26 protein-coding genes and 2 riboswitches are annotated in these 26,971 nt (G+C 74.1%); of the genes, 20 read left to right on the top strand and 6 right to left on the bottom strand.

What is annotated here, in order from left to right; translation table 11 throughout:
* The first annotated feature begins 78 nt into the window (after nt 1-78).
* Complete coding sequence (locus tag SM418_RS28395; protein WP_371944012.1) at nt 79-1,194, top strand: carbohydrate kinase family protein; 1,116 nt, start codon at nt 79-81, stop codon at nt 1,192-1,194.
* Here the strand turns inward: SM418_RS28395 and SM418_RS28390 are convergent.
* A complete protein-coding gene (locus SM418_RS28390; RefSeq protein ID WP_371944013.1) occupies nt 1,191-2,126 on the bottom strand; it encodes an AraC family transcriptional regulator in 936 nt (311 codons plus the stop codon). The two genes, SM418_RS28395 and SM418_RS28390, sit on opposite strands and share 4 nt — an antisense overlap.
* A gap of 45 nt (nt 2,127-2,171) precedes the next feature.
* Between SM418_RS28390 and SM418_RS28385 the strand changes: the two genes are divergently transcribed.
* From SM418_RS28385 to SM418_RS28375, 3 genes are all read left to right on the top strand, one after another.
* Complete coding sequence (locus tag SM418_RS28385; RefSeq protein ID WP_371944014.1) at nt 2,172-2,375, top strand: hypothetical protein; 204 nt, start codon at nt 2,172-2,174, stop codon at nt 2,373-2,375.
* A 2-nt stretch (nt 2,376-2,377) separates the two neighbouring features.
* Complete coding sequence (locus SM418_RS28380) at nt 2,378-2,881, top strand: anthrone oxygenase family protein (protein WP_371944015.1); 504 nt, start codon at nt 2,378-2,380, stop codon at nt 2,879-2,881.
* Between the two features lie 268 nt (nt 2,882-3,149).
* The gene (locus SM418_RS28375; protein WP_371944016.1) at nt 3,150-3,986 is read left to right on the top strand and encodes a metallophosphoesterase family protein; all 837 of its coding nucleotides are present in this window, start codon (nt 3,150-3,152) and stop codon (nt 3,984-3,986) included.
* A gap of 13 nt (nt 3,987-3,999) precedes the next feature.
* On the opposite strand, the gene SM418_RS28370 is transcribed toward SM418_RS28375, so the two are convergent.
* The gene (locus SM418_RS28370) at nt 4,000-4,581 is read right to left on the bottom strand and encodes a TetR/AcrR family transcriptional regulator (protein ID WP_371944017.1); all 582 of its coding nucleotides are present in this window, start codon (nt 4,579-4,581) and stop codon (nt 4,000-4,002) included.
* Between the two features lie 212 nt (nt 4,582-4,793).
* Between SM418_RS28370 and tsaA the strand changes: the two genes are divergently transcribed.
* Nucleotides 4,794-5,216, top strand: coding sequence for a tRNA (N6-threonylcarbamoyladenosine(37)-N6)-methyltransferase TrmO (tsaA, locus tag SM418_RS28365; protein ID WP_371944018.1), 423 nt, complete (start codon nt 4,794-4,796; stop codon nt 5,214-5,216).
* 88 nt (nt 5,217-5,304) lie between these two features.
* Nucleotides 5,305-6,465, top strand: coding sequence for a sensor histidine kinase (locus SM418_RS28360; RefSeq protein WP_371944019.1), 1,161 nt, complete (start codon nt 5,305-5,307; stop codon nt 6,463-6,465).
* Here SM418_RS28360 and SM418_RS28355 read toward each other — a convergent pair.
* Complete coding sequence (locus SM418_RS28355) at nt 6,452-6,973, bottom strand: NUDIX hydrolase (protein ID WP_371944020.1); 522 nt, start codon at nt 6,971-6,973, stop codon at nt 6,452-6,454. The genes SM418_RS28360 and SM418_RS28355 overlap by 14 nt on opposite strands.
* A gap of 139 nt (nt 6,974-7,112) precedes the next feature.
* Between SM418_RS28355 and SM418_RS28350 the strand changes: the two genes are divergently transcribed.
* Both SM418_RS28350 and SM418_RS28345 read left to right on the top strand, forming a co-directional pair.
* Nucleotides 7,113-7,799: a CDP-alcohol phosphatidyltransferase family protein gene (locus SM418_RS28350; protein ID WP_371944119.1), complete on the top strand. Its 687-nt coding sequence runs from the start codon at nt 7,113-7,115 to the stop codon at nt 7,797-7,799.
* On the top strand, nt 7,796-10,294 hold the full coding sequence (locus tag SM418_RS28345; RefSeq protein ID WP_371944021.1) for a sugar phosphate nucleotidyltransferase: 2,499 nt from the start codon (nt 7,796-7,798) through the stop codon (nt 10,292-10,294). The genes SM418_RS28350 and SM418_RS28345 overlap by 4 nt, the downstream gene beginning before the upstream one ends.
* 32 nt (nt 10,295-10,326) lie before the next feature.
* On the opposite strand, the gene SM418_RS28340 is transcribed toward SM418_RS28345, so the two are convergent.
* Complete coding sequence (locus SM418_RS28340; RefSeq protein WP_371944022.1) at nt 10,327-11,667, bottom strand: aminotransferase-like domain-containing protein; 1,341 nt, start codon at nt 11,665-11,667, stop codon at nt 10,327-10,329.
* Nucleotides 11,668-11,758: 91 nt separating this feature from the next.
* On the opposite strand from SM418_RS28340, the gene SM418_RS28335 reads away from it, so the two are divergent.
* The 8 genes from SM418_RS28335 (at nt 11,759) to SM418_RS28300 (ending at nt 17,716) form a co-directional block, all read left to right on the top strand.
* The gene (locus tag SM418_RS28335; protein WP_371944023.1) at nt 11,759-12,397 is read left to right on the top strand and encodes a LysE family translocator; all 639 of its coding nucleotides are present in this window, start codon (nt 11,759-11,761) and stop codon (nt 12,395-12,397) included.
* Nucleotides 12,398-12,495: 98 nt separating this feature from the next.
* On the top strand, nt 12,496-13,383 hold the full coding sequence (locus SM418_RS28330; RefSeq protein WP_371944024.1) for a DUF881 domain-containing protein: 888 nt from the start codon (nt 12,496-12,498) through the stop codon (nt 13,381-13,383).
* Between the two features lie 132 nt (nt 13,384-13,515).
* Nucleotides 13,516-13,848, top strand: a complete 333-nt coding sequence (locus SM418_RS28325; protein ID WP_371944025.1) for a small basic family protein — start codon at nt 13,516-13,518, stop codon at nt 13,846-13,848.
* Nucleotides 13,845-14,555, top strand: a complete 711-nt coding sequence (locus SM418_RS28320; protein ID WP_371944026.1) for a DUF881 domain-containing protein — start codon at nt 13,845-13,847, stop codon at nt 14,553-14,555. The genes SM418_RS28325 and SM418_RS28320 overlap by 4 nt, the downstream gene beginning before the upstream one ends.
* Nucleotides 14,556-14,867: 312 nt before the next feature.
* Nucleotides 14,868-15,404 carry an FHA domain-containing protein gene (locus SM418_RS28315; RefSeq protein ID WP_371944027.1) on the top strand — a complete coding sequence of 179 codons (537 nt, stop codon included), beginning with the start codon at nt 14,868-14,870 and terminating at the stop codon, nt 15,402-15,404.
* 17 nt (nt 15,405-15,421) lie between these two features.
* Nucleotides 15,422-16,138 carry a transcriptional regulator FtsR gene (ftsR, locus tag SM418_RS28310; RefSeq protein WP_371944028.1) on the top strand — a complete coding sequence of 239 codons (717 nt, stop codon included), beginning with the start codon at nt 15,422-15,424 and terminating at the stop codon, nt 16,136-16,138.
* 142 nt (nt 16,139-16,280) lie between these two features.
* Nucleotides 16,281-16,751 (top strand): bifunctional nuclease family protein, encoded by a 471-nt coding sequence (locus SM418_RS28305; RefSeq protein ID WP_067886188.1) that lies wholly within the window; start codon nt 16,281-16,283, stop codon nt 16,749-16,751.
* 368 nt (nt 16,752-17,119) lie between these two features.
* On the top strand, nt 17,120-17,716 hold the full coding sequence (locus tag SM418_RS28300; protein ID WP_371944029.1) for a MerR family transcriptional regulator: 597 nt from the start codon (nt 17,120-17,122) through the stop codon (nt 17,714-17,716).
* Nucleotides 17,717-17,719: 3 nt separating this feature from the next.
* Here SM418_RS28300 and SM418_RS28295 read toward each other — a convergent pair whose 3' ends face one another.
* Entirely contained in the window at nt 17,720-20,197 is a 2,478-nt protein-coding gene (locus tag SM418_RS28295) for a lysylphosphatidylglycerol synthase transmembrane domain-containing protein (RefSeq protein ID WP_371944030.1), read from the bottom strand.
* A 280-nt stretch (nt 20,198-20,477) separates the two neighbouring features.
* A riboswitch (glycine riboswitch) is annotated at nt 20,478-20,572 on the top strand.
* Nucleotides 20,573-20,684: riboswitch (glycine riboswitch) on the top strand. It abuts the riboswitch before it with no gap.
* Between the two features lie 61 nt (nt 20,685-20,745).
* On the opposite strand from SM418_RS28295, the gene gcvP reads away from it, so the two are divergent.
* The 3 genes from gcvP (at nt 20,746) to SM418_RS28280 (ending at nt 25,653) form a co-directional block, all read left to right on the top strand.
* Complete coding sequence (gcvP, locus tag SM418_RS28290; RefSeq protein WP_371944031.1) at nt 20,746-23,616, top strand: aminomethyl-transferring glycine dehydrogenase; 2,871 nt, start codon at nt 20,746-20,748, stop codon at nt 23,614-23,616.
* A 215-nt stretch (nt 23,617-23,831) separates the two neighbouring features.
* The gene (locus SM418_RS28285) at nt 23,832-24,947 is read left to right on the top strand and encodes a tetratricopeptide repeat protein (RefSeq protein ID WP_371944032.1); all 1,116 of its coding nucleotides are present in this window, start codon (nt 23,832-23,834) and stop codon (nt 24,945-24,947) included.
* 88 nt (nt 24,948-25,035) lie between these two features.
* Entirely contained in the window at nt 25,036-25,653 is a 618-nt protein-coding gene (locus SM418_RS28280; RefSeq protein WP_371944033.1) for an alpha/beta hydrolase family protein, read from the top strand.
* A gap of 96 nt (nt 25,654-25,749) precedes the next feature.
* Here the strand turns inward: SM418_RS28280 and SM418_RS28275 are convergent, their stop codons facing one another.
* A complete protein-coding gene (locus SM418_RS28275) occupies nt 25,750-25,953 on the bottom strand; it encodes a DUF5999 family protein (protein WP_371944034.1) in 204 nt (67 codons plus the stop codon).
* A gap of 274 nt (nt 25,954-26,227) precedes the next feature.
* On the opposite strand from SM418_RS28275, the gene SM418_RS28270 reads away from it, so the two are divergent.
* Nucleotides 26,228-26,956, top strand: coding sequence for a (Fe-S)-binding protein (locus tag SM418_RS28270; protein ID WP_371944035.1), 729 nt, complete (start codon nt 26,228-26,230; stop codon nt 26,954-26,956).
* Nucleotides 26,957-26,971: the final 15 nt, after the last annotated feature.

The raw sequence follows: 26,971 nt of genomic DNA, 5'->3' as shown, positions 1-26,971 counted from the left end.
TTCCGAGGTGAACCAGAACGTCGGAGGCGCGGGCTAGGGTTCGCAGGGACGTGCCCAAGCCTCGCCACGGGGGGCCTCGTGACACAGCAGACCGCGACGGGCCGGGCGCCCGAGCCGTCCCTCGCCGACCCCTGCGCGGCGCGGGAGCCGGCGGGGGAGCGGCTGCGGGCCGGCGGGCACGGCCTGGGGCTGGACGTGTTCCTGTCCGGCCAGGTGTTCATGGACATGATCTTCACCGGGCTGCCGGGGCTGCCGCCGCCCGGCACCGAGATCGTCACCGACGGGCTCGGCTCGGCGCCCGGCGGCGTTGCCAACATCGCGGTCGCGATGAGCCGGCTCGGGCTGCGGGTCGGGCTGGCGGCGCCGTTCGGCGACGACATGTTCGGCGCCTACCTGTGGCGCACCCTCGCCGAGCAGGAGGGCGTCGACCTCGCCTTGTCGCGGCGGGTGCGGGGCTGGTCGACGCCCGTCACCGTCTCGATGGCCTACGACTCCGACCGCAGCATGGTGACGTTCGTGAGCCCCGTCCCGTCCCCGCTGGACGACCTCGGCGCGCCGCCGCCGGACGCGCGGGCGTGCTTCGTGGACGTCGACCGCCCGCTGCCGCCATGGGCGGCCGAGATGCGCGCGCGGGGCTCCCTGGTGTTCGGCGACCTCGGCTGGGACCAGACCGGCGCCTGGCCCGCCGAAGTCCTCGAACGCCTCGCGCACGTGGACGTCTTCCTGCCGAACGCCGCCGAGGCGATGGCCTACACCCGCACCGGCTCCCCGGCGGAGGCGGCCGAGGCGCTCGCCGAGCGCGTCCCCGTGGTCGTGGTGAAGCGCGGCGGGGACGGCGCCATCGCGATCGACTCGCGGGCGGGGGAGCGCGCCGAGGTCGGCGCCCTCCCGGTGGAGGCCCTCGACCCGACGGGCGCGGGCGACGTGTTCGCCGCCGGGTTCGTGTTCGGCACGCTCGCCGGGCTGCCGCTCGCGGAGCGGCTCCGGTTCGCGAACCTGTGCGCCGGGCTGTCGGTGCGGCACCGCAGCGGCTCCCTGGGCTCGCCCTGCTGGGGGGAGATCGCCGCGTTCGGCGAGTCGGCGGAGCTCCCCGAGGCGGTGCTGGCCGAGTACGCGTTCGTGATCCCCTTCATCCCGGACGCGGCGGGCGACTCGGTCGTCCGCGCGGAGCCCACGCTGCGCAAGCAGCACTAGCCTCGGCCGGCGCGGTACTCCTGCGGGCTGACGCCGCGCTCCCGCTTGAACGCGGTGCTCAGCGCGAACGCGGTGCCGTAGCCGACCTGGCGGGCGACGGCGTCCAGTGTCGCGTCGCTCTCGCGCAGCAGGTCGGCGGCCTGCGCGAGCCGGATGCCGGTCAGGTACGCCATGGGCGGCTCGCCGATCAGCTTCGCGAACCGCTGTGCGAGCGCCGCGCGGGACGCTCCGACCCTGGCGGCCAGATCCGCGACGGTCCACGGGTGCGAGAGGTCGTCGTGCAGGAGCCGCAGCGCGGGCCCGGCCACGGGGTCGCCGTGGGCGCGGTACCAACCGGGCGCCTCGGCGTCCCGCCGGGAGAACCAGGCGCGCAGCGTCGCGATGAGCAGCAGGTCGAGGAGCCGGTCGAGGACGACGTCCTGGCCGGGTTCGTCCTTGCCGATCTCCTCGCCGAGCACCTCGACGAGCGGCGACTTCCAGGTGTCGCCGCGGACGATCGCGATCGGCGGCAGCGCGGACAGCAGCCGCCGGGTGACGGCGCCGCGCATCTGGTAGGTGCCGATCAGCATGACCGCCGTCCCGTAGGGGTCGTTGCCCCAGGCGCGGACGCCGAGGTCCATCGCCTCCGACAGGCTCGTCCCGTCCGGGGTGGTGCAGCGCTGGCCGGGATGGATGACGATCTGCGGCTCGGTGGCCGGGTCGTCGCTGACCGTGTAGGGGTCGGGCCCGCGGAAGATGACCATGTCGCCGGGGCCGACGCGCTGCGCTTCTCCCTCGTCGGGAATCAGCCACGCCTCGTCCCTGACCATGGAGAGCAGCGTCAGCGGCGCCTCGTCCTGGATGCGGATCGACCAGGGCGGCGTGAGGGTGGAGCGGAGCAGGAACGCTCCCCTGGCGCGCGGCCCGTCGAGGAGGTCGGTGAGAGCGTCCACGACGGCCAGCCTAGACGCTCGCGTATGGAGGCGAGCTTCTCAACGATGGTCGCTGGAAGCGCTCCGCTGTTGACTCAAGGGCATGACGAACACGGAAGCCAGGACGGGCGCCCAGGTGGCCTCGTCCTCCCAGTCCGCAACGCGAAGCCCGCCGACGGTGTCCTGCGGGCGCTCGGCCGGGCGCCCCGCGACTTCGCCGAATACGCACGCGACGCCGCGGCCAGCGGCATCTGGAACGAGACGGAGTGACGATGAGAAACGCGCTGGCGGGAGTCTCGGTGACGCTCTCCCTCATCATGGCGGCCGGCATGGCCGGGACGTTCTTCGGCTTCTCGACCGGCGTGATGCCGGGCCTGGACGCGGCGAAGCCGCAGTCGGCGATCGACGCGATGCAGGGCATCAACCAGAAGATCCAGAACCCGGTGTTCATCGCGGTGTTCCTGCTGGTCCCGGTGCTGGCGGCCGCGGCGGGCGTGCTGCTGCTGACGCTCGGCCACAAGCAGGCGGCGGTCCTGTTCTTCGTTGCGGCCGCCGTGTACTTCGTGGGCGCGCTGGTGCCGAGCTTCGCCGTGAACATCCCGATGAACAACGACCTGGACGCCGTGACGATCCCGAAGGACGCGGCCGAGGCGGCGAGGATCTGGTCGGACTACTCCGGCCGCTGGACCGCCTGGAACAACCTCAGGGCGGTGTCCGGCTGGGCGAGCCTCCTCGCGATGAGCCTCGGCGTCTATCTCTGGGGCAGGAGCAACTGAGGCGCCGAGGACGGGACGCCGAAGAGGCCCGCGCTCCATTCCGGAGTGCGGACCTCGTCGCGATCCAGGGGAGGAGCAGGCCCCAGTGCGGCGCCCACGGCACGAACGCGGCGGACGCTCCGGCACGAGCACGCGCACCGCCGGGAGGACGCGCACCGCCGGGAGGACGCGCACCGCCGGGAGGACGCGCACCTCCGGGAGGACGCGCCGTCCGGCGTGCCCCGCCCGCCGAGGACGGCCGAACCCGGCCCGGGCTTACGATCTCTGCATGGCCGGTGTCTACGCGATCAGCGACCTGCATGTGGGATTTGCCGAGAACCGCGCGTTCACCGAGGGGCTGCGGCCCGCGTCCGGGGACGACTGGCTGATCGTCGCGGGCGACGTCGCCGAGCGGTTCGCCGACGTCGAGTGGACGCTGCGCACCCTCCGCGACCGCTTCGCCACCGTGATCTGGGTCCCCGGCAACCACGAGCTGTGGACGATCAAGGACGATCCCGTCCAGCTGCGCGGTGAGGCCCGGTACCGGCGGCTCGTCGACATGTGCCGCGGCCTGGGCGTGCTCACCCCGGAGGACCCGTACCCCGTCTGGGACGGGCAGGACGGTCCGGTGACGATCGCGCCGCTGTTCATCCTCTACGACTACACGTTCCGGCCGGACGGGACGTCCACCAAGGAGGAGGCCCTGAAGGTCGCGCACGAGGCGGGCGTCGTGTGCACCGACGAGGTCTACCTGCATCCGGACCCGCACCCGACGCGGGACGCCTGGTGCGACGCACGCATCGCCTACACCGAGGAACGCTTGGCGGCGCTCGCGCCGGGGACGCGGACCGTGCTCGTCAACCACTGGCCGCTCGTCCGCGAGCCCACCCGCGTCCTGTGGTACCCGGAGTTCGCGCAGTGGTGCGGCACGGAGCGCACCGCCGACTGGCACGGCAGGTTCGGCGCGGTGTCGGTCGTGTACGGGCACCTGCACATCCCGCGGACGATCTGGACCGGCGACGTCCCGCACGTCGAGGTGTCGGTCGGCTACCCGCGCGAGTGGCGCAGGCGGGGCGAGGCGCCGCGCGGCCCGCGCCGCGTCCTGCCCGTCCCGGCGAAGGGCTGACGGGCCGGCGGGGTCACCGCTTGCCCGGCGCCATCCCGGCGGCGGCGAGGGACAGCAGCCGCCCGGCGGCCTCCGGTTCCCGCTCGGCGGCCGTCGCGATCGCGCCGGTGAGCCACAGGACGTCGGTGAACGCGGCCCCCTCGGGCGCGTCCCCGGCCCGCTGCGCGCGGGCGAGCAGCGCCTCGCCCGCCTCGCACATCGCCCGGCGGGAGTCGGACCCCGTCCGCTCGTCCCGCAGCGAAACCACGGCCGAGGCCGCCAGCCCGCGGAACACCGTCACCTGCGACACGAACGCCCGCAGCCACGTCATCAGCGCCTCACCGGGCGCGGGGGAGACCAGGAGGTCGCGCGCCGCCCCGGCCAGTTCCGCGTAGGCGTCGGCGAGCAGCGCCTCCAGGAGGTGCTGGCGGGTCGGGAAGTGGCGGTAGAGCGTCCCGATGCCGACCCCGGCGAGCCGGGCGACACCCTCCAGGGACGCGTCCGCCCCGTCGCGCTCGAACATCTCGCGGGCCGCGGCGAGCAGCCGCGCCCGGTTGCGGCGCACGTCGGCGCGGACCGCGCGAGCGGGCGCCTTCGGCGTGTCGTCGCTGGTCACGTGGGTCGTCGGTCCTTCCCGGCGGGTACGGGCCTGCGGGTGATTCGGGGGGATCCGCGGCTTTGGAACGGTCCTTCGATAGTAGCCGCGGCGGGCATCCGGGCCCTCCCCGGGGCTACCCGCCTCGCCGGAGCGGGCCCGCGCCGACCTGCGGAATCCCCTCGGGCGCCGGGGCGGAGCGCGCCCGCGCGGCGGCCTGAGATGATCGGGACATGCCCGACTCTCACCAGGAGTTCACGCTCACCCCGGTCGGCCACGTGTCGTCCACGCTGACCGACCGGGCGTCCGCGCCCAAGCAGGGGACGGAGGGCGCGCCGGAGGCGTGGCTGATCTTCGAACCGGTGGTCGTCCCGGCGCTGGACGGCCTCCGTCCGGGCGACCGGGTCTTCGTGCTGACCTGGCTGCACCTGTCGCCCCGCGACGTCCTGCGCGTCCATCCGCGCGACGATCAGTCCACCCCGCTGCGCGGAGTGTTCGCGACCCGCTCGCCGGACCGCCCGAACCCGATCGGGCTCCACCCGGTGGAGATCCTGGAGGTCGCCGGCCGCCGCGTCCGCGTCCGCGGTCTGGAGGCCTTGGACAACACCCCGGTCCTGGACGTGAAGCCGATCCTGCCCGGCGAGCCCGGCGCCTAGCGGCGGCCCGCCGGGGCCGCCGCTCTTCCGGCGCCACCCGGTGCGGGGGTGGTGTGCGGTGATCGCGGGCTTCGGGGAGGATGGGCGGGTGGTGACGGTGCCCCGGATCGGTGTGACGGCGAAGGACGCCCTGCACGCGGCGCTGCTGGCGGTGATCGCGGCGCTGGTGGCGGTGATGTGGCCCGGCGTCCGCGACCTGGACGCCGCCGGGCTCGTGCTGCTGGTCGCGGCGCACGTGCCGCTCGCGGTGATCCGGCGGTGGCCGGCGCCGGGGCTGGCGGCCCTGGTCGTCGTCGTGCTGCCCTACCACCTGGCGCAGTACCAGCACCACGCGCTGGTGCCCGCCGAGGTGATCGCGCTGTTCGCCTACGCGGTCCTCGGGCGCCGGGTGCGGATCGTCCTCGGCGCCGCCGCGTTCCTGCTGGCCGTGTGCGTGATCGGCATGGCGATGCGGGCGGGCGGCAGCTCGGTCCGCGAGCAGATCGCCGTCATCGAGGCCGTGGTGGCCGTCGTGATCGCCGTCCTGGTGTGGCGGGTGCACCGGGCGCGCCTCGCGACGATCACCGAGCGGGCCGAGCGGGCCGAGCGCACGCGCGAGGAGGAGGCGCGGCGGCGGGTCGCCGAGGAGCGGCTGCGGATCGCCCGTGACCTGCACGACCTCCTCGCGCACAGCATCACGCTGATCGGCGTGCAGGCGGGCGCCGCGGCCCATCTGGTGCGCGGCGAACGGCCGCTCGACCGGGCGGAGCTCGCCGACGCGCTCGCCTCGATCGCGGGCACGTGCCGGGACGCCCGGACAGAGCTGCACGGCACCCTGCAGGTGCTGCGCGGCACCGGCGCGGAGGCGCCCGGGGCGCTGCCCGGCCCGGACGGCATCGGCGACCTCGTGGCCGCCGCGCGCGGCGGCGGGCTGGAGGTGGACCTGTCGGAGGGCGGCCTCGGGACGCTGCCGCCGGAGATCGGCGTCGCCGCGTACCGGATCGTCCAGGAGGCCCTGACCAACGTTGTCAAGCACGCCGCGGCGAAGCGCGTGTCGGTGCGCCTCGGGCGGGACGGCGGCGGGCTCGTCGTGCGGGTCGCCGACGACGGGCGCGGGCCGTCCGGCGACGCCCCCGAGGGGTTCGGGATCCTCGGGATGATCGAGCGGGCGCGCAGCGTCGGCGGCACGCTGGACGCGGGCCCGGGGGAGAGCGGCGGGTTCGTCGTCACCGCCGTCCTCCCGTTCGCGGACGCCGTCAGCCCGCGTTGAGGAGATAGAGCAGGCCCGACAACGAGGACGCAGAGCCGATCTCCCCGCGCGCGGCGAGGGCGGGGACCGACGCCAGCGGAACCCACTCGATCCGCTCGGCCTCCACGTCGGTCGGCTCGCCGATCCGCTCGGCGCCGCCCGCCCGGTAGATGTGATGAACGCCATCGTGAACGCCGGGTGAGGGCCGGACGTCGAGCAGATGCCGGAGGGGCCCCGCGCGGTACCCGGTCTCCTCGACCAGCTCCCGCGCGGCCGCCTCGCCGGGGTCTTCGCCCGGCTCGACCCGTCCGCCGGGAATCTCCCAACCCCACCGGTCGACGATGAACCGGTGCCGCCAGATGAGCAGCACCCGGCGGTCCCCGTCGACCGCCGCCACGCCCGCCGCGGGCCGCAGCCGCAGGAGATGATGGTCGAACCGGCGCCCGTCCGGGAGTTCGACATCGGCCAGCCGCACGTCCATCCAGGGGCTGTCGTAGACCGACCTCTCCCCGTGCACCGTCCATCGCATGGATGGACGCTATCGGGGGCTTTCAAACCCTTACCGGTAGGGTCAGGATCAAGGGGACCCAGGGGAGGCGAACACGTCGGTGAGCACACTGCAGGAGGCCCCGCAGGACCGGATCCTCACGGTGCCGAACATCCTGAGCATGGCGCGGCTGGTGGGCGTCCCGCTGTTCCTGTGGCTCGTCCTCGTCGAGGCGGACTGGTGGGCGCTCGGCCTGCTGGTGTTCGCCGGCCTGTCCGACTGGCTGGACGGCAAGCTGGCGCGCGCGCTGGACCAGACCAGCAAGCTCGGGACGGTGCTCGACCCGGCCGCCGACCGGCTCTACATCCTCGCCACGCTCGTCGGGCTCACCATCCGCGACATCATCCCGCTGTGGCTGGTGGTCCTGCTGGTCGCCCGGGAGTTCGCGATCCTGCCGATCGCGCCGATCGTGCGGCGGCTCGGGTACGGCGGCACGCTTCCCGTCCATTTCATCGGCAAGGCGGGCACCATGTGCCTGCTGTACGCCTTCCCGCTGCTGCTGCTGGGCGACCATGGCGGCGGCGCGGCGACCGCGGCGAAGGTCACCGGATGGTCCTTCGCCATCTGGGGGACGGGCCTGTACTGGTGGGCGGCCGTCCTCTACTGGGCGCAGACGCGGCAACTGGTGCTGGCCGGCCGCGGCTCGCCCCCGGCCTCCGGAGCGGATCCGGGGCCGGACCCCGCGCCAGATCCACATCATCGGGTCGGACCGGACGATCGGGGGGGCCGGAGCGATCCGGGTGATCGGGGCGATCCGGGCGCGGAACCGCCGGCCGGCGACCAGAAGGGAGCTGAGACCCCCCGATGAAGGCCGTCGTGATGGCGGGAGGCGAGGGGACGCGGCTGCGTCCGATGACCGCCAACCAGCCCAAGCCGCTGCTGCCGCTCGTCAACCGGCCGATCATGGAGCACGTGCTCCGGCTGCTGAAACGGCACGGGTTCACCGAGACCGTCGTCACCGTCCAGTTCCTGGCCGCGCTGATCCGCAACTACTTCGGCGACGGCGAGGAGCTCGGCATGTCGCTGAGCTACGCCACCGAGGAGATCCCGCTCGGCACCGCCGGCAGCGTCAAGAACGCCGAGGAGGCGCTGCGCGACGACCGGTTCCTCGTGATCTCGGGAGACGCGCTCACCGACATCGACCTGACCGACATGGTGCGGTTCCACGAGGAGAACGACGCGCTCGTCACCATCGGGCTGAAGCGGGTCCCGAACCCTCTCGAATTCGGCATCATCATCGTGGACGACAAGGGCCGCGTGCAGCGGTTCCTGGAGAAGCCCACCTGGGGGCAGGTGTTCTCCGACACCGTCAACACCGGCATCTACGTGATGGAGCCCGAGGTCCTCGAACACGTCGCCGAGGGCGAGTCGGTCGACTGGTCCGGGGACGTGTTCCCGAAACTCCTCGCCGAAGGCGCCCGCCTGTTCGGGTACGTCGCCGACTGCTACTGGGAGGACGTCGGCACCCACGAGAACTACCTCAAAGCCCAGGCCGACATGCTGTCGGGCCAGGTCGGCATCGATCTGGACGGCTTCGAGATGTCGCCGGGCGTCTGGGTCGCCGAAGGCGCCGAGGTGGACGCCGAGGCCGTCCTCAAGGGCCCGCTCTACATCGGCGACTACGCGAAGGTCGAGGCGGGCGTCGAACTGCGCGAGTACACCGTCCTCGGCAGCAACGTCGTCGTGAAGGAGGGCGCGTTCCTGCACCGGGCCATCGTCCACGACAACGTGTTCGTCGCGCCGTCCACGAACCTGCGCGGCTGCGTCGTCGGCAAGAACACCGACATCATGGCCGGCGCGCGCGTCGAGGAGGGCGCGGTCATCGGGGACGAGTGCGTCATCGAAGCGGAGGCGTACGTCTCCAGTGGCGTGAAGGTCTACCCGTTCAAGACCATCGAGGCAGGCGCGGTCGTCAACACCAGCGTGATCTGGGAGTCGCGCGGGCAGCGCAACCTGTTCGGGCCGCGCGGGGTGTCCGGGCTGGTCAACGTGGAGATCACACCGGAGCTGGCGGTGCGGCTCGCGAGCGCCTACGCGACGACGCTGAAGAAGGGCACGACGGTCGTCACCGGCCGGGACGTCTCCCGCGCGGCCCGCACCCTGAAGCGCGCCGTGAACAGCGCGCTGACCGCCGGCGCCATCAACGTCACCGACCTGGAGGCGACCCCGCTGACCGTCGCCCGGTTCGAGACCGGCCGCGAGGACGCCGTCGGCGGCATCTACATCCGCACCACGCTCGGCGACCCGCAGGGTGTCGACATCCTGTTCCTCGACGCGGGCGGCGCCGACCTGTCCCAGGCCGCGCAGCGCAAGCTGGAGCGCGTCTTCGGCCGCCAGGAGTACCGCCGCGCGTTCCCCGGCGAGATCGCCGAGCTGACCTACCCGCCGCGCGTCGTGGAGACCTACACCCGCGACCTGCTGCGCCGGGTCGACATCCGCGGCGTCCGCGAGGCCGGGCTGAAGATCGTCCTGGACTGCGCGGGCGGCGTCGCCTCGCTCGTCCTGCCGAACCTGCTCGGCAAGGTCGGGGTGGAGGTCCTCACCCGCAACGCCGGGCTGGACGAGGCCAACCCGACCGAGACGCTCGCCGAGCGGATGCGCGACCTGGAGCGGCTCGGCGACCTCGTCTCCTCCTCGCGGGCCGCGTTCGGCGTCCGCTTCGACCCGGTGGGGGAGCGGATCTCCCTGGTGGACGAGAACGGCGAGCTGGTCGGCGACGACCGCGCCCTGCTGGTGATGCTCGACCTGGTCGCGGCCGAGCGGCGCGGCGGCAAGGTGGCGCTGCCGGTGACGACGACGCGGGTCGCCGAGCAGGTGTGCCGCTTCCACGGCGTGCAGGTCGAGTGGACGTCCACGTCGCAGGACGTCCTCACCAAGGCCGCCGCGCAGCCCAGCGTGATCTTCGCGGGGGACGGCCGCGGCGGCTTCCTGATGCCCGAGTTCAGCGGGACGGTCGACGGGATCGCGGCGTTCGTCCGGCTCGTCGGGCTCGTCGCGCGGACGCGGCTGACGCTGTCCCAGATCGACCGCCGCATCCCCGACGCGCACCTGCTGCGCCGTTCCGTCCCGACGCCGTGGGCCGCCAAGGGCAGCGTGATGCGCCACGTCGTGGAGGCCGCCGCGGGCCGCACGATCGACACCACCGACGGCGTCCGCGTGGTGGAGGAGGACGGCCGCTGGGTGCTCGTCCTCCCCGATCCGGCGGAGGCCGTCACCCACCTGTGGGCCGAGGGCCCCGACGCCGACGCCGCCCAGGCGCTCCTGGAGGAATGGGCGATCGTGGTCGAGCGCGCGGGCTCCTGACCGCCGCACCGCCGCCGGACCGGTGCTCCCGGTCAGTCGACGGGGAGGTCGTCGGGGGTGCCGGCCGCGATCTCCGCGAGGACGTCCAGGGCGCGCGACAGCGTCTCCAGGGGCGGTGAGGCGAGCCCGACGCGGACCGCGCGGGGGGCGGCGCCCGTCCCGGCGACGAAGGCGGCGGCGGGGGTGACGGCGATCCCGCGGCGCGCGGCCGCCGCCACGAACGTCTCCGCGCGCCACTGCGGCGGCAGATCCCACCAGCAGAAGTACGAGCACGGCCCGGACCGGACGCCGGCGCTCGCGAGGCGTTCGGCGGCGATCCGCCACCGTGCCGCGGCGTCCGCGCGTTTGGCGCGGGTGACCGCGTCGAGGGTCCCGTCGGTGATCCAGCCGGTGGCCGCCTCCAGCGCGAAGCGCGTCGGGCCCCAGGCGCCCGAGCGCAGCGCGGCGGCGACGCGCCCGGACAGTTCGGCGGGCGGGACGGCGAACCCGAGGGTCAGGCCGGGCGCGAGGCGCTTGGACAGGCTGTCGACGAGCACGGTGCGCCGCGCGGCCAGGCTCGCGAGCGGCTGCGGCCCGTCCTCCTGGAGGAACGCCCAGACGCGGTCCTCGATCGCGTTGAGGCCGAGCCGTTCCAGCAGCGCGGCGATCTCGGCGCGGCGCCGCCACGGCATCGTCGTCCCGCTGGGGTTGTGCAGCGTCGGCTGGAGGTAGAGCGCGCCGAGGGGGGAGACGCGGTGCGCGTCGGCGAGGGCGTCGGGGCGCAGGCCGTGCTCGTCGGCCGCGACCGGGACGAGGGTGACGCCGAGCCGGGCCGCGACGCCCTTGATCACCGGGTAGGTCAGCGCCTCGACGGCGAGCCGCCCGCCCGGCGGGACGAGCGCCGCCACGGCGCCCGCGATCGCCTGCCGGCCGTTGCCCGCGAACAGCACCCGGGACGGGTCGGGGCGCAGGCCGGGCGCGGCCAGCAGCGCCGCCGCGGCCTCCCGGGCGGCGGCGGTCCCCGCGACGCCCACCGGCCCGAGCGCCGCGTCCAGGACGTCCGGACGCAGCAGCCGCGCCACCCCGGCGGCCAGCAGCGCGTTCTGCTCCGGGACGAGCGGCTGGCTCAGCTCCAGGTCGACGCGCGCCCCGGCCGGCTCCGCGAGCGCGGGAGCGGGCGCGGGCCCGGCCGCGCGGACGAAGGTGCCGCGCCCGACCTCGCCGGCCACGAGACCGCGTCTCCCCAGCTCCCGATACACGCGGCTCGCCGTGGAGGCGGCGATGCCGTGCTCGCGGGCGAAGGCGCGCTGCGGCGGCAGCCGGTCGCCAGGCCGCAGCCGTCCCGCCGCGATGCCGGCGGCCACCTCGTCCGCGATCCGGCGGAAGTCCTCCATGCGTCCCTCCAATTGCACCGAGTGCAATTCGGATTATTGCACCGAGAAGTCGTGGAGCTCTAGCATCGAATTCCCTCGATCTGGGAGTGCAATGATCTCGCTGACCGCCGCCGCGGCCGTCGCCGCCTTCGCCCTCGGGCTCGTCCTCACCCCCGGCCCCAACATGGTCTATCTGGTGTCGCGGTCGGTGACGCAGGGCCGCCGCGCCGGGCTCGTCTCGCTCGGCGGGGTCGCCGCCGGATTCCTCGTCTACGTCGCCGCCGCCACCGCCGGCCTCACCGCCGTCTTCACCCTCGTCCCGGCCCTCTACATGGTGATCAAGGTGGGCGGCGCGGCCTACCTGCTCTGGCTGGCCTGGCAGGCGCTGCGGCCGGGCGGGACGACCGCGTTCGCGCCGAGGGAGCTGCCCGCCGACCCGCCGCGCCGCCTCTTCACGATGGGCCTGGTCACCAACCTGCTCAACCCGAAGATCGCGATCCTGTACGTGTCGCTGCTGCCGCAGTTCGCCGACCCGGAACGCGGGAGCATGGCCGCCCAGATCCTGCTGCTCGGCCTTCTCCAGATCGCCATCGCGCTCACCGTCAACCTCCTCCTCGTGCTCGGCGCCGGCGCGATCGCCGCCTTCCTGGCGCGCCGGCCCGGCTGGCAGCGCGCCCAGCGCTACCTCATGGGCTCGGTCCTCGCCGCGCTCGCCCTCCAGATCGGCCTTTACCGTCCGGCCACCGCCTGAAGCGAACCGCCTGACGGGAACGCCGCGACGGGAACCCGCGGCGGCACCGCGACCACACCGCGACGGGCCGCGCGGCCGGGACTTGCCATGATGGAGCGGTGATCGCACGACGGGACGACCCCGGTGACCGCCGCCGTCCGCCCGGATGGCGGCGGCCCGACGCCTCGATGTCGCTGCTCGCCGACCTGTTCGCCGGGAAGCTCCTCGACCACGGCTACGCCGAGGCCGCGGCGCGCCGCGCCGCCGCCGGTGAGGCCGCGTCCCCGCGCGGGCGGCTCCGGGGCGCGGGCGTCCTGCTCGTCCTCCTCCTCGCCGGGACGCTGATCGCCGTCGCCGGGTCGCAGGCCCGCCGCGCCGAGCCCGTGGCGGCCGGGCAGCGGTCCCGGCTGATCGAGGAGATCGACGCCCGCACCGCCGAGACGGACGGCCTCCAGCGCCGCCTCGACCGGCTGCGGTCCGACACCGAACGGCGCCGGGCCGGTGCGCTCGCCCGCAGCGACGAGGGGCGCCGCGTCCGGCAGGGGCTGGCCCGGGCCGCCGCGGCCGCGGCCGCCCTGCCGGCCGCCGGCGCCGGGATCGTGGTCACGCTCGCCGACGCCCCGCGCCCCGGCGGACCCGCCGCCGAGGGCGGCCGGGTCTATGATCAGGACCTCCAGGTCCTGGTGAACGGGCTCTGGGCGGCGGGCGCCGCGGCCATCGGCGTCAACGGGCAGCGGCTCGCGCCGACCACCGCGATCCGCACGGCCGGCGAGGCGATCATGGTCGACTACCGGCCGCTGAACGGCCCCTACGCGGTCACGGCGCTCGGCGACCCGGACCGCCTGCGGGACGCCCTCGCAGGCTCGGCCGCCGACCGGCGGCTCACCGCGCTGCGCGAGCGGTTCGGGATCCGGTACGACGTGCGGCGCTCGGCCAGGGCGCGGCTGCCCGCAGCGGGCGCACACGGCCTGCGCTACGCGGTCCCCCGCCAGGAGGACGGCCAGTGAGCGGACGGCCAGTGAGCGGACGGCCAGTGAGCGGACGGCCAGTGAGTAGCCGGTCAATGAGCAGGCGGCAATGAGCGGGCGGTCAAACGAGCAGGCGGCCGGACGGCCGACGAGCGGGGAGGTGACCCGAGGGTGATCGCGCTGATCGGCCTCGTCATCGGCGTGGCGCTGGGCCTCATGCTGCAGCCGGACGTGCCGCTCTGGCTCCAGCCCTACCTGCCGATCGCGATCGTGGCGGCGCTCGACGCCATGTTCGGCGGCGTCCGGGCCCGGCTGGAGGGAATCTTCGACGAGAAGGTCTTCGTGGTCTCCTTCGTCGGCAACACCGTCATCGCCGCGCTGATCGTCCTGCTCGGCGACCAGCTCGGCGTCGGGTCGCAGCTGTCCACCGGCGTCGTGGTCGTGCTCGGCATCCGGATCTTCTCCAACGTGGCCGGAATCCGGCGGAAGCTGTTCGGCGCGTGACCGGCGACGAGCGCGAGGAGGAGCGCCCGGCGGGGCTGCGCGCGCTCCTCGGGCTGCTGCGCCCGCGTGCCGGCGCCGGCCAGCTCGCCGGCGGCCTGCTGTGCCTCGTGCTCGGCTTCGCGGTCGCCGTGCAGGTCCAGTCGACGAAGCGGGACACCACGTTCGCCACCGCGCGGCAGGACGAGCTCGTCGGGATCCTGGCCGATCTGGGCCAGCGGTCCGAGCGGCTGCGGACCGACCTGCGCAACCTGGAGGCCACCAGGAGCCGGCTGGAGCGGGACGCCGAGGGCGGCACCGCCCTGGAGGACGCGCGGGAACGAGCGACCACCTACGGCCTGCTCGCCGGGACGCTCCCCGCCGAGGGCCCCGGCATCGAAATGCTGATCGGCGACCCCAGGGACGGCGTCAAGGCGATCAACCTCCTGGACGCCCTGCAGGAGCTCCGCGACGCGGGCGCCGAGGTCGTCCAGGTCAACGATGTTCGCGTCGGCGTCGACACCTACTTCCTGGACGACCGGGACGGCGTCCGGGTCGACGGGCGGCCCCTGTCGGCCCCGTACCGGTTCCTGGCCATCGGCGACGCGCACACGATGACCACCGCGCTCAACATCCCCGGCGGCCTCGTCAGGACGCTGCGGGGCGCGGGGGCGACCGTCCTGATCACCCCGCGCGCGAAAGTGACCGTCGGCGCGGTACGGTCTCCCTAGAGGGAACGGGGGGAACGGTGAACCGGGCGACCGGCTCCTGTGCCGCGGATCGCGGCGGTCCGCGCGGCGGCGTAGACCTGCGATCATCGGCGAATGTAGTTTGGTCCAGCCGGCTCGCCGTTCCAGTTGACCCCTCGGGTGATACCCGCGTAAGTTGCGGCGACCGTCGTGAAAGCGGGCGGTGAGTTGGACCGTGGCCGGGGGCGGGTCCCCGGCGTGGGGTTGGGTGAAGGATGCGCGTGGCGCAGGCGGCTCCCGCTGCGGCGGGGCGTCCGCGTGCGGCACGCCGATGGTAGGAGGCCGAGCCGATCGATGCCGAGCGTCTACTGCACGCAGTGCGGTCACGCCAACCCGGATGATGCCCGCTTCTGCTCGAACTGCGGCACTCCGCTGACCCGGAGTTCGTCCGCGCCGCCGCCGTACCGCGAGTCGCCCGGCGAGTCCACGTCCACGATCTCCATCGGCGGGTTCGAGGCACTGGACACCGACACGGGCGCCGAGGAGCCTGCGGGTCCCGACCAGATGGCGATGGAGGCGCTGCCCCCGGGCACCGCGCTGCTCGTCGTCAAGCGCGGCCCGAACGCGGGCAGCCGCTTCCTCCTCGACAAGGACCGCACGTCCGCCGGGCGGCACCCCGAGAGCGACATCTTCCTGGACGACGTCACCGTGTCCCGCCGGCACGCCGAGTTCGCCCGCCAGGGCGGCACCTTCTCCGTCCGCGACGTCGGCAGCCTCAACGGCACCTACGTCAACCGGCAGCGGATCGACCAGGCCGGCCTGTCCGGCGGCGACGAGGTGCAGATCGGCAAGTTCCGGCTGGTGTTCCTGACCAACCCGGCGCACGGCTGACGGGGGCGGGAGGGGCGTTGAGCGCGGAGCCGGCCCGGCCCCTGATGACGATCGGGGACGTGCTCGGGCAGTTGCGGCCCGAGTTCCCCGACGTCACCATCTCCAAGATCAGGTTCCTGGAGTCCGAGGGCCTGGTCGAGCCGCAGCGCAGCCCCTCCGGGTACCGCAAGTTCGGCGCCGCCGACGTGGAGCGGCTCCGGTTCGTCCTGTGCGCGCAGCGCGACCACTACATGCCGCTGCGCGTGATCAGGCAGCACCTGGAGGCCCGGGACCGGGGCGAGAACGTCCCGCCGCTCGGCGCCGCCGAGCCGCCGCGGCGCCGCCCCCGCACGCTGGTGGCCGCCGACACCACCGCGGCCGACCCCGCCGTCCGGCTCACCCGCCGCCAGCTGCTGGACGGCGCCGGCATCGACGAGGCGCTCCTCGCCCGCCTGGAGGAGTACGGCCTCGTCCGCCGCAGGGGCTCGCACTACGAGGGTGAGGCGCTCGGCATCTGCCGGATCGCCGCCGCGCTCGGCGAGTTCGGCTTCGAGGTCCGGCACCTGCGCGCCGTCAAGGCCGCCGCCGACCGGCAGGTCGGGCTGATCGAGCAGATGGTCGCGCCGCAGCTGCGCCGCCGCAGCCGCGGCGCGCACGAGGAGGCCGCCGAGACCGCCCGGGAGATCGCCGCGCTGTCGGTCAGACTCCACTCCGCCCTGGTCAGCGCGGGTCTCCGCGAAAGCCTCGACCACTGATCATGGGCGCCGCGGAGGATTTTCCCGCACCCGCGGCGCGACGAGCTGTCCGAGCCTGGGTGTACGTTGGCTACATGGTTCGGTCAGGAATCGATCCGCTGCACGTGGTGATCGAGACAGCGAGAACCAGCAGGGAGCCGCAGTGAAGCAGATGGAGGTCGTCGGCGTCCGGGTCGAGATGCCCTCCAATCAGCCGATCGTCCTGTTGAAGGAGACGGAGGGCGATCGCTACCTGCCCATCTGGATCGGGGCGGTCGAGGCGACCGCGATCGCCTTCGCGCAGCAGGGGGTGCTGCCCGCGCGGCCGCTCACCCACGACCTGTTCCGCGACGTCCTGGACGCCCTCAGCGTCCAGCTCCGCACCGTGAACATCACGGCCCTGCGCGAGGGCATCTTCTTCGCCGACCTGGTCTTCTCCAACGGCGTCGAGGTCAGCGCCCGCCCGTCCGACTCCATCGCCCTGGCCCTGCGCACCGGCGCCACGATCTTCGCCAGCGAGGACGTCCTCGAAGAGGCCGGCGTCGCCATCCCCGACGAGCAGGAGGACGAGGTCGAGAAGTTCCGCGAGTTCCTCGACACGATCTCCCCGGAGGACTTCGGCCGCGCCGGATAGGTTCCGGTGCCCGGGAGACGTATGGTCGTGGCAAGCCACTTCCACGATCTCGCGTGTCCCGTGCTCGCCACCGTCTCGTGGCAGGTCGCGGCGGGACGGTGGGGCGGAATGCGGGATGGGTTGTAAATTGATGCCGCATGTCCTGGACCTGGTGGTTTTTGGCGGGCGGGCTGCGGGGTAGGACTCGGTGGGTGGCGGAGGTGCGCAGTTTGCCCACGTGAAGCCGGTTCATCCGGGCATGCGACGCGCCGACGGTGAACGTTGACCACACCCTGACCGGCACCTACCGTGCTGGTGGAACACCCGTGGTGTAATTCGTCAAACCCCCTTGACGAAGCGCCACGGGGTGATAGAAGCCGGAGGTCCGCGTGGCGGTGAGCAGCGGCGAGGGCAAGGCGACCCCCGACAGGCACGTGGCGTCCCGCCGTGCCGGAGAGCAGGGCCTGCTCTTCGACACGCAGGTGTCCGCGCCGCCGGAGGATGTCGGCTACCGCGGCCCGACGGCGTGCGCCGCGGCGGGGATCACCTACCGGCAGCTCGACTACTGGGCGCGGACGAAGCTGGTCGAGCCGAGCGTGCGCGCGGCGCACGGGTCGGGCAGCCAGCGGCTGTACAGCTTCCGCGACATCCTCGTGCTGAAGGTCGTGAAGCGGCTGCTGGACACGGGCGTCTCGCTGCAGCAGATCCGCACCGCCGTGACGCATCTGCGTGATCGCGGTGTGCAGGACCTCGCGCAGATCACGTTGATGAGCGACGGCGTCAGCGTCTACGAGTGCACCTCGGCGGACGAGGTCGTCGACCTGCTCCAGGGCGGGCAGGGCGTGTTCGGCATAGCGCTCGGGCGCGTGTGGCAGGAGGTGGAGGGCAGCCTCGCGGAGCTCCCCGGTGAGCGGGCCGCCACGGACCCTCCCGGCCACCCCCACGATGAGCTCGCCAACCGGCGGCGGGCCCGCCGCACCGGCTGACGTTCAGAGCGCCTTCTTGCGCTGCAGGTAGGTGAACGCCCCCCAGCCGGGCAGAACCGGCAGCCACAGGGTGAACAGCCGGTAGAGCAGGACCGCGGACGTCGCCGTCTCCGCGGACAGCCCCGAGATCGTCAACGCGAGCGTCAGCGCGCCCTCGACCGCGCCGAGACCGCCCGGCGTCGGCGCCGCCGACCCCACCGCGTTCGCGGTGAGGAACACCAGCACCACCGTCGTCCACGGCAGCGACCCGCCGAACGCGCGGATCGACGCGTCCAGGCAGAGCACGAACGCCAGCGTCAGCAGGAGCGTGCCGCCGATGCCGGTGCACAGCTTCTTCGGCGACTGCAGGACGTCCACCAGGCGGGGCACCACGCCCGAGAACATGCTCTTCAGCCGCGCGGTGACGACCCGGCGGACGCGCGGGACCGTCAGCGCCAGCCCGGCCACCAGGCCCAGCGCCAGCACCGCGATCACGACCGTGCGCGACGGCGCCAGATCCTGTGTCGCCTTCGCCGTCGAACCCGTCAGGAACCCGAACAGGACCAGCAGCAGGATGTGCGTGACCATCCCGACCAGCTGGGACGCGCCGACGCTCGCCACCGCCAGGGTGGGACGCACCCCCGAGCGCTGCAGGTAGCGGGTGTTGACGGCGACGCCGCCGACCGCGGCGGGCGCCACCAGCTTCACGAACGACGCGGCGACCTGCACCAGGACGGTCCGCCCCAGCGGCAGCCGTTCCGGGACGAACCCCATCAGCATGAACGCGGCGGCGACGAAGGTCAGGGCCGCCGCGCCGACGGCGGCGACGACCCAGTGCCAGCTCGCCGTGGCCACCAGGTAGCCGACGTCCAGGCTGGTCACCTGCGGGATGACGATGTACGCGGCGACCGACAGCGCCACCATGCTGAAGATCGTCCGGGGGCGGAACCGTTCCAGCCTGGCCGGCGCCGCCTCGACCTCCGGCTTCAGCCGGACGATCTGCTCCCGGATGCGGGTCAGCAGCTCCCGGTCGCGGCGCAGCGCCTGCCGCGTCGCCCGCGACAGCGCGACCCGCTGCAGCAGCGGCACCGCGCCGCCCAGCGCCTCCTCGCCCAGCACGGACGCGGCGGTCCGCACCGCACGCTCGGGCCCGGTCCGCAGCGCCAGCGTGGTGAGGAGCTGCGCGAGGTCGAGCCGGAGCGCCAGGTCGCCCGCCGCCGTCTCCCCGGTGCGCAGGTCGACGACGTAGGCGAGACCGTCCTCGCCGATCAGCAGCGCCTCGTCCTGCAGCCTCCGGTGTGCGAGCCGGCCGCCCTGCAACGACCGGAACTGCCGCCAGACGTCGGTCAGCAGCCCGTCGGTGATCTCGTCGTCGGGGACGTCGCCGAGCCGCCGGCCGGGCACGTGCTCGTAGGCCAGCAGCGCCGCCTCCGTGCCGACCTCGCAGGTCCCGGCCAGCCGGGGGGTCCGGACGCCCGCCGCCTCCACCGCGTACGCCATCAGCGACTCCTGCTCCAGGGACCGGCGAAGCGAGCGCAGCGTCCGCCCGGTCGTCGCGGCGCGCACGCGCAGCAGCCGCCAGATCCGGTAGAGCAGCCCGGCGGTCTGCTGGTCGCGGTCCAGGACCCGGACCTCCAGGTCCCAGTCGCCGTGCGCGCCCCGTCCCGCCGGGATCCGGGCTCCGTATCCCTCGTCGGCGCGGGCGGTGAGGACGACGCCGTAGCGGCGGCCGTCCTCGGTGTCGTCGGCGGGCTCGTCCAGCCGCGCGCCCCGCTGCGGCCGCAGCCCGAGGCGTTCCAGCGCCGCGACGACCGCCGCCCCCGGCGGCCGCGGGTTCGGCGTGCCGACGGCGTACAGGGTGCCGTGGCCGATGGCGCGGCCGAGGAAGTAGGTGGCCGCGAGCGCGGCGACGGAGGCGTAGGACGCGGTGAGCCCGGTCAGCGCCGCCAGCCCGATCATGGTCCAGGTCGCGGCCTGCCAGCGGGTGCGCCCCGCCATCCCGACCGCGCTGACGAACGCGATCACGGGGGCGATGTCGGTGTGCACGGGGGCGGTCTCCGTGCCGCCCCAGATCAGCGAGTCCAGCACGCCGCCGGGCGCGGCCCGCACCACCAGGTCGTCCAGCCCCACCGTGATCCCGAACGCGATCACGGCGGCCAGCAGGGCGATCGCGACGCGCGTCCCGTCCTTGCGCAACAGCCGTTCGACGGCGAACGCGATGGGGACGGCCAGCACCCCGAAGCTCGACACCAGCGTCGCCAGCGTGAGCAGCATCCGGGGCGCGTGCGCGGTGCCCTCCGCGATGTCGTTCTCCAGGCCGTGCGTGGTCTGCTGCGCGATCGACACCAGCAGCATCACTGCGGCCAGCCCGACCACCGAGCCCGCGAACCTGATCGCGTCGGACGGCCGGCGGATCCGGTCCGGCTGGGCGGGCTCGTCGACGGGCACGCCGCCGCCCGCGCGGTGCCGCGGGCGCACCGTGCCGTCGTGGGTCCGTGTCACGCCGTACCGCCGCCCCGGCCATCCGTCATCGTGATCAGCGTCCCAGAACCGGCGGCGCGCCGTCGAGTGCCCTTCCGGCGTCCGGCCGGTCGCGTGCACCCCCCGCAGCCCCATCCGCGCCCCCAAGGCCCGAGGTCGTCTTCTCCCAGGTGAGTGAGCACATCGTACCGGCCGGTACGGGTCCGGCGTCGTCGGATCGGTCCCGTGTCCGGGCGCGGGCCGGGGCCGGGACGATCGTCCGGACCCGGCTTTGGGTAGGGTTCGTCCCAGGACATGCCGTCGACCCTGTGCGGGAGAGATCCCACGCCGCCAGCGTGGGGCGCCGAAGGGGCAACCTCCCCGGAACCTCTCAGGCAAAAGGACCGCTCGGGCGAGGCACCTCTGGAAAGCAGGCGTCGAACCCCGCGCGCGGGGAAAGGCGGCTCACCGAAGGGGAAATCCCGCCGCGCGGGTGAAGCTCTCAGGTGCCGATGACAGAGGGGGAGACCGGCCGCCGGCCCGCGTGCCGGCGGTGGCCCTGAGCGACCGCAGCAGCCAGGAGGCTCTCCATGACCGCCCAGTTCTACGCCCCCGTGGCCTCGCCGCAGCACCCGCGCTCGGCGTTCGCCGACCGGCACATCGGCCCCGCCCCGCACGAGCAGGCCCGGATGCTGGCCGCCATCGGCTACTCCGGCGCCGAGGCGCTGATCGACGCCGCGGTCCCCGCCTCGATCCGCACGGCCCGCCCCCTGGACCTGCCGCCCGCCCTGAGCGAGACCGCCGCGCTGGACCGGCTCCGCGAGTTGGCGTCCCGCAACACCGTGCTGACGTCCATGATCGGGCTCGGCTACCACGGGACGATCACCCCGGGCGTGATCCTGCGGAACGTCCTGGAGAACCCCGGCTGGTACACCGCGTACACGCCCTACCAGCCCGAGATCTCCCAGGGGCGCCTGGAGGCCCTGCTGAACTTCCAGACCGTGGTCGGCGACCTGACCGGGCTGCCCGTCGCGAACGCGTCCATGCTGGACGAGGGGACCGCCGCGGCCGAGGCGATGGCCCTCGCGCACCGCGTGTCCAAGCGCAGGGAGCCGGGGACGTTCCTCGTCGACGCCGACACGCTCCCGCAGACGATCGAGGTCGTCCGGACGCGGGCGATCCCGCTCGGCATCGAGGTGGTCACCGCCGACCTGTCCGGCGGGCTGCCGGACGGCGACTTCTTCGGCGTGCTGCTGCAGTACCCGGGCGCGTCCGGGGCCGTCCGCGACCTGGCGCCCGTCATCGCGCAGGCGCACGGGCGCGGCGCCAAGGCGGTCGTGGCCGCCGACCTGCTCGCGCTGACGCTGCTGCGCCCGCCGGGGGAGGCCGGCGCCGACATCGCGGTGGGGTCCGCGCAGCGGTTCGGCGTCCCCTACGGGTTCGGCGGCCCGCACGCCGGCTACATGGCGGTCGGCGAGGGCATCCAGCGCCAGCTTCCCGGACGTCTCGTCGGCGTGTCCGTCGACGCGGACGGCGAGACCGCCTACCGGCTCGCGCTGCAGACCCGCGAGCAGCACATCCGCCGCGAGAAGGCGACCAGCAACATCTGCACGGCCCAGGTCCTCCTTGCCGTGATGGCGAGCATGTACGCGGTCTACCACGGCCCCGAGGGGCTGGCCGCGATCGCGCAGCGCGCGCACCGCAGGGCCGCCGAGATCGCCGCCGGGCTGCGCGCCGGCGGGATCGAGGTCGTGCACGACGCCTTCTTCGACACCGTCCTCGCCCGCGTGCCCGGCCGGGCCGCCGAGGTCGTCGCGGCGGCCCGCGAGCGCGGCGTCAACCTGCGTCCGGACGGCCCCGACCGGGTCGGCATCGCCTGCGACGAGACGACGCTGCCCGAGCACGTCACCGCCGTCCTGGCCTCGTTCGGCGCCGCGCCCGCCGCCGGCGCGGCCGAGGCGATCCCGGACGGGCTGCGCCGCGAGAGCCCCTACCTGACCCACCCGGTCTTCCACGCGCACCGCTCCGAGACCGCGATGCTGCGCTACCTGCGCCGCCTCCAGGACAGGGACATCGCGCTCGACCGCTCCATGATCCCGCTCGGTTCCTGCACGATGAAGCTGAACGCCACCGCCGAGATGGAGCCGATCACCTGGCCGCAGTTCGCGAACCTCCACCCGTTCGCGCCGCTCGACCAGGCCGCCGGCTACGTCGAGCTGATCGGCGAGCTGGAGGACGCCCTCGCCGAGATCACCGGCTACGCGAAGGTGTCGGTCCAGCCGAACGCCGGTTCGCAGGGCGAGCTGGCCGGCCTGCTCGCCATCCGCGGCTACCACGCGTCCCGGGGGGAGGAGCACCGCGACGTCTGCCTGATCCCGTCGTCCGCGCACGGCACCAACGCCGCCAGCGCCGTCATGGCGGGGATGCGCGTCGTCGTCGTCAAGTGCGACGAGGGCGGCAACGTCGCGCTGGACGACCTGCACGCGAAGATCGCCGAGCACGGTGACCGGCTCGCCGCGATCATGGTGACCTACCCCTCGACGCACGGCGTCTTCGAGGACTCGATCACCGAGGTGTGCGCGGCCGTGCACGAGGCGGGCGGCCAGGTCTACGTCGACGGCGCCAACCTCAACGCGCTCGTCGGCCTGGCCCGTCCGGGCGAGTTCGGCTCGGACGTCTCGCATCTCAACCTGCACAAGACCTTCTGCATCCCGCACGGCGGCGGCGGCCCCGGCGTCGGCCCGATCGGCGTCCGCGAGCACCTCGCCCCGTTCCTGCCGAACCACCCGCTGCGCGCGGAGGCCGGCCCGGACACCGGCGTCGGCCCGATCTCCGCGGCGCCGTGGGGTTCGGCGGGCATCCTGCCGATCTCCTGGGCCTACATCGCGATGATGGGCCCGGACGGCCTGCGCGCCGCCACCGAGGGCGCCATCATCGGCGCCAACTACCTCGCCGCCCGGCTCGGCCCGCACTACCCGATCCTCTACACCGGCCGGAACGGCCTCGTCGCGCACGAGTGCATCGCCGACCTCCGCAAGATCACCAAGGAGACGGGGATCACCGCCGAGGACGTCGCCAAGCGCCTCATCGACTACGGCTTCCACGCCCCGACCCTGTCGTTCCCGGTGGCCGGCACCCTGATGATCGAGCCGACGGAGTCCGAGGACCTCGCCGAACTCGACCGCTTCTGCGACGCCATGATCGAGATCCGCCGGGAGATCCAGCGGGTCGCCGACGGAGCCTACGACCGCGAGGACAACCCGCTGAAGAACGCCCCGCACACCGCCGCCTGCCTGGTGTCCGACGACTGGAAGCACCCGTACACCCGCGACGAGGCCGCCTACCCCGTCCCGTCGCTGCGCGAGAACAAGTACTGGCCGCCGGTCCGGCGCATCGACCAGGCCTACGGCGACCGCAACCTGGTCTGCTCCTGCCCTCCCCCCGAGGCCTTCGAGGACTGAGCGGTCCGAGGTCCGCGGCCGGCTGAGCCGGGGCGCCGCCGGCCGGGATCTCGGACGTGCGCCTCGCGAGGCCGGCGAGCGGGCCGGGCGGCAGCCGGCCGGAGGATGGATATGTGATCTTGGTGGGGGTTTCGGGGTGTCGTCGCGGGACGGCGGGGTGGTGCGTCGCTAGGCTCTGTGCGGACTCCGAGGAACCCGGGTGAGGGCAGAGGCCGATGAGCGAGTTGCCGGACGAGACGTCCGTATCCGACGACCCGGCGCAGATGTGCGAGGAGGCCCGGAACCTCGCCGAGAACGGTGAGGCCGGGCCGGCGGCGGCGCTGTTCGAGAAGGTGCTCGCCATGGGCGAGACGCCCTGCCGGGCGCAGGCGGCCCTCGGGCTCGCCGTCGTCCTCGACGACGCCGGGGAGGTGGAGCGGGCCAGGGAGGCCGACCGGGCCGCGATCGCCACCGCCGACCCCGAGTACGGGCCCCGCGCCGCCTACCATCTCGCGCTCACGCACGAGCGGGCCGGCGATCCGGAGCGGGCGGCGCCCGCCTGGGGCGCGGTGGTCGACTTCGGCAGCCCCGCCTACCTGCCGCCCGCCCACCTGGCCCTCGCCCGGATCGCCGACGACGCCGGCGACTTCGAGGCCGCGCGGGAGCACTGGGAGGCCGCGATCGGGACGGGGGACGCCGAGTACGGGCCGCTCGCGGCGCACGACCTGGCGCAACGGCTGCTGGAGCGCGGCGACCCGGCGCGGGCCCAGCGGATCCTGGCCGCCGGGCTCCGGCTGATCGACCGCGACGCGGCTCCCCACGCCTACGCGCGGCTCGCCGTCGCGCTCGGCATCTCCTACCTCGACCAGGCGATCGGCGCGTTCGGTGCGGCGCTGGCGGAGGAGCCGTCCGACCCGGAGGCCGGTCCGCTGGCCACCGAACTGCTGGCCCGGACGCTGCCGCTGCGGGGACGCGGCGGCGAGGCGGGCGAGGTGTGGCGGCGCGGGCTGGCCGACGCAGGCATCGCGCCGCAGGTGCGGGCGAGGCTCCGCCGCGACTTCGGCGAGGAGGACGGCGACGCCGACCTGTGGTGGGAGCCGGTCGTCGAGCAGGCCGTGTCGGAGGGGACGCTCCCCACGCTCACCGGCGAGGCGTTCGGCGCCCTCGACCACATGTACGCGCTGCTCGCCGTCCGGTACGCCGAGCGCCGGTCGGACGAGACCCACGAGATGCTCGGCGAGGCGGTCCGGGTCCCGAGCGGCTACCCGTGGGGCCCGCTCCTGCACGAGAGCTTCGCCGAGCGGCTCCGCATGGCGATGGGCACGACCGTCGCGAACTGGCCGGAGGGCTAGCCGGCGCGTGCCGCGATCACCTCGGTGAGGCGGGCGATGCGGCCGGGCCGCCGCAAAGATCATCGATGGGGGCGGTTACGGTGGGCGCATGGAGGTCGTGACGGCGCAGGGGCCCGCCGAGGTGACGCTCGACCAGGTGGACGACCCGGCGTTCCTGCTGGTCCTGACGCACGGGTCGAACGGGAGCGTGGAAGCGCCCGACCTGCTCGCCGTCCGGGAGGCCGCGCTCGGGCTCGGCGGCGCCGTCGCGCGGGTCACGCAGCCGTTCCGGCTCGCGGGCCGCCGCGCGCCCGGCTCGCCCGCCAGGCAGGACGCGGCGTGGCTGGAGATCGTCGGGAAGCTGCGGGACCGGTTCGGGGACGTCCCGCTCGTCCAGGGCGGCCGGAGCAACGGCGCGCGGGTCGCGTGCCGGACGGCGCGGGCGGCCGGAGCGGTGGGCGTGGTCGCGCTGGCGTTCCCGCTCCACCCGCCCCGCAACCCGGAGAGGACGCGGGCTGACGAGCTGCGGTCGGCGGGCGTGGAGGTCCTCGTCGTCAACGGCGGCCGCGACCCGTTCGGCGTGCCGGACGCGGCGGACGCGGCGCAGGTGACCGTCCTGCCGGGGGAGCGGCACGACCTGAACAAGGACCCCGCCGCGGTCGGCCGGGCGGCGGAGCCGTGGCTGAGGAAGTGGACGGCCCGTCCGGTTCGGACGGGCCTCGTGTAGGTGCCTCTGGGCCCGGCGGGCCCAGAGGTCAAGGGCGGAGTGAGCGTTGCCCCCGAGGATGATCACCCGTTTGAACTAGTCCCCCGTGGAGACCGCTCAAGCGGCGGACGGCGCCTGCAGGTCCGTCGGCCGGTGCGGCGCGATGACTTCCCCGTCGGGCAGCAGCTCACCGGTGTCCTCGAAGAGCACGACGCCGTTGCACAGCAGGCTCCACCCCTGCTCGGGGTGGGCGGCCAGCGTCCGGGCGGCGTCGCGGTCGGGTGCGTCGTGCGAGGGACAGGGCGGCTGGTGCGGGCACATCGTGTGCCTCCGGTCTCAACTACTGGTCGGTCGTGGTTCTTTCCTTTAATGACGCACCCCAGTGTGGAGTGGTTCGCCCCGACCGGCCATAGCCCGTTGGGACGGTTGTCCGTTGGTACCGGAGTACCGGAACGGTGTGATCACCCTCACTCCGAGGTGTCAGGCTCAGGGTCCCTCCAACGCGATATCGGCCGGAGAACGACACGCCGACGGGCGCGAAAGCCCTACGATGGCGGGCGGGGAACGCCGTCGCGGCGTAGGGGGAGTGAGGCCGATGCGGGTCGCGTTGTCCGTCGCGTGCTTCGATGACGCGCTGTTCCCCGAGACGGGGAGGGCCGTGACCGTCCTATTGGAACGTCTTGGCCACGAAGTGGTATTCCCGCCCGGGCAGACGTGCTGCGGCCAGATCCACTGGACGGCCGGCTACCACCGCGAGGCGGCCGACCTCGCCCGCTCCTACACCAGGGCGTTCGAGGGCGGCGACGTCGTGGTCGCGCCGTCGGCGTCCTGCGCCGCCGCCGTCCGGGACGCCTACCCGAGGATCGCGCGGGCGTCCCGCGACCCCGGCCTGGCCCGCGCCGCAGAGGGCATCGCCGTCTACGAGCTGACCGAGTTCCTCGTCGACGTCCTGGGCGTCACCGATGTCGGCGCCTACTTCCCGCACCGGGTCACCTACCACCCGTCCTGCCAGTCGCTCCGAACGCTCGGGGTCGGCGACCGGCCCCGGCGGCTGCTGCGCGCGGTGCGGGGCCTGGACCTGGCCGAATTACCCGCGGCGGGGGAGTGCTGCGGGTTCGGCGGCGCGTTCGCGATGAAGAACGCGGACGTGTCGGTCGCGATGGTCGCCGACAAGGTGCGGCACATCCGCGGCACGGGCGCGGACGTGGTGTGCGCGGTCGACGACTCCTGCCTCGCCCACATCGGCGGGGCGCTGTCCCGGCTGCGCGCCGGCGTCCGGACCATGCACCTGGCGGAGATCCTCGCCGCGACGGGGCCCTCGTGACCGGCGCCCCGCCGG

The organism is Actinomadura chokoriensis (genome assembly GCF_041463665.1).
Classification (GTDB): Bacteria; Actinomycetota; Actinomycetes; order Streptosporangiales; family Streptosporangiaceae; genus Spirillospora; species Spirillospora chokoriensis_A.
Note: the sequence above shows the minus strand (reverse complement) of the source record. Positions and strands in the feature narration are given on the sequence as shown.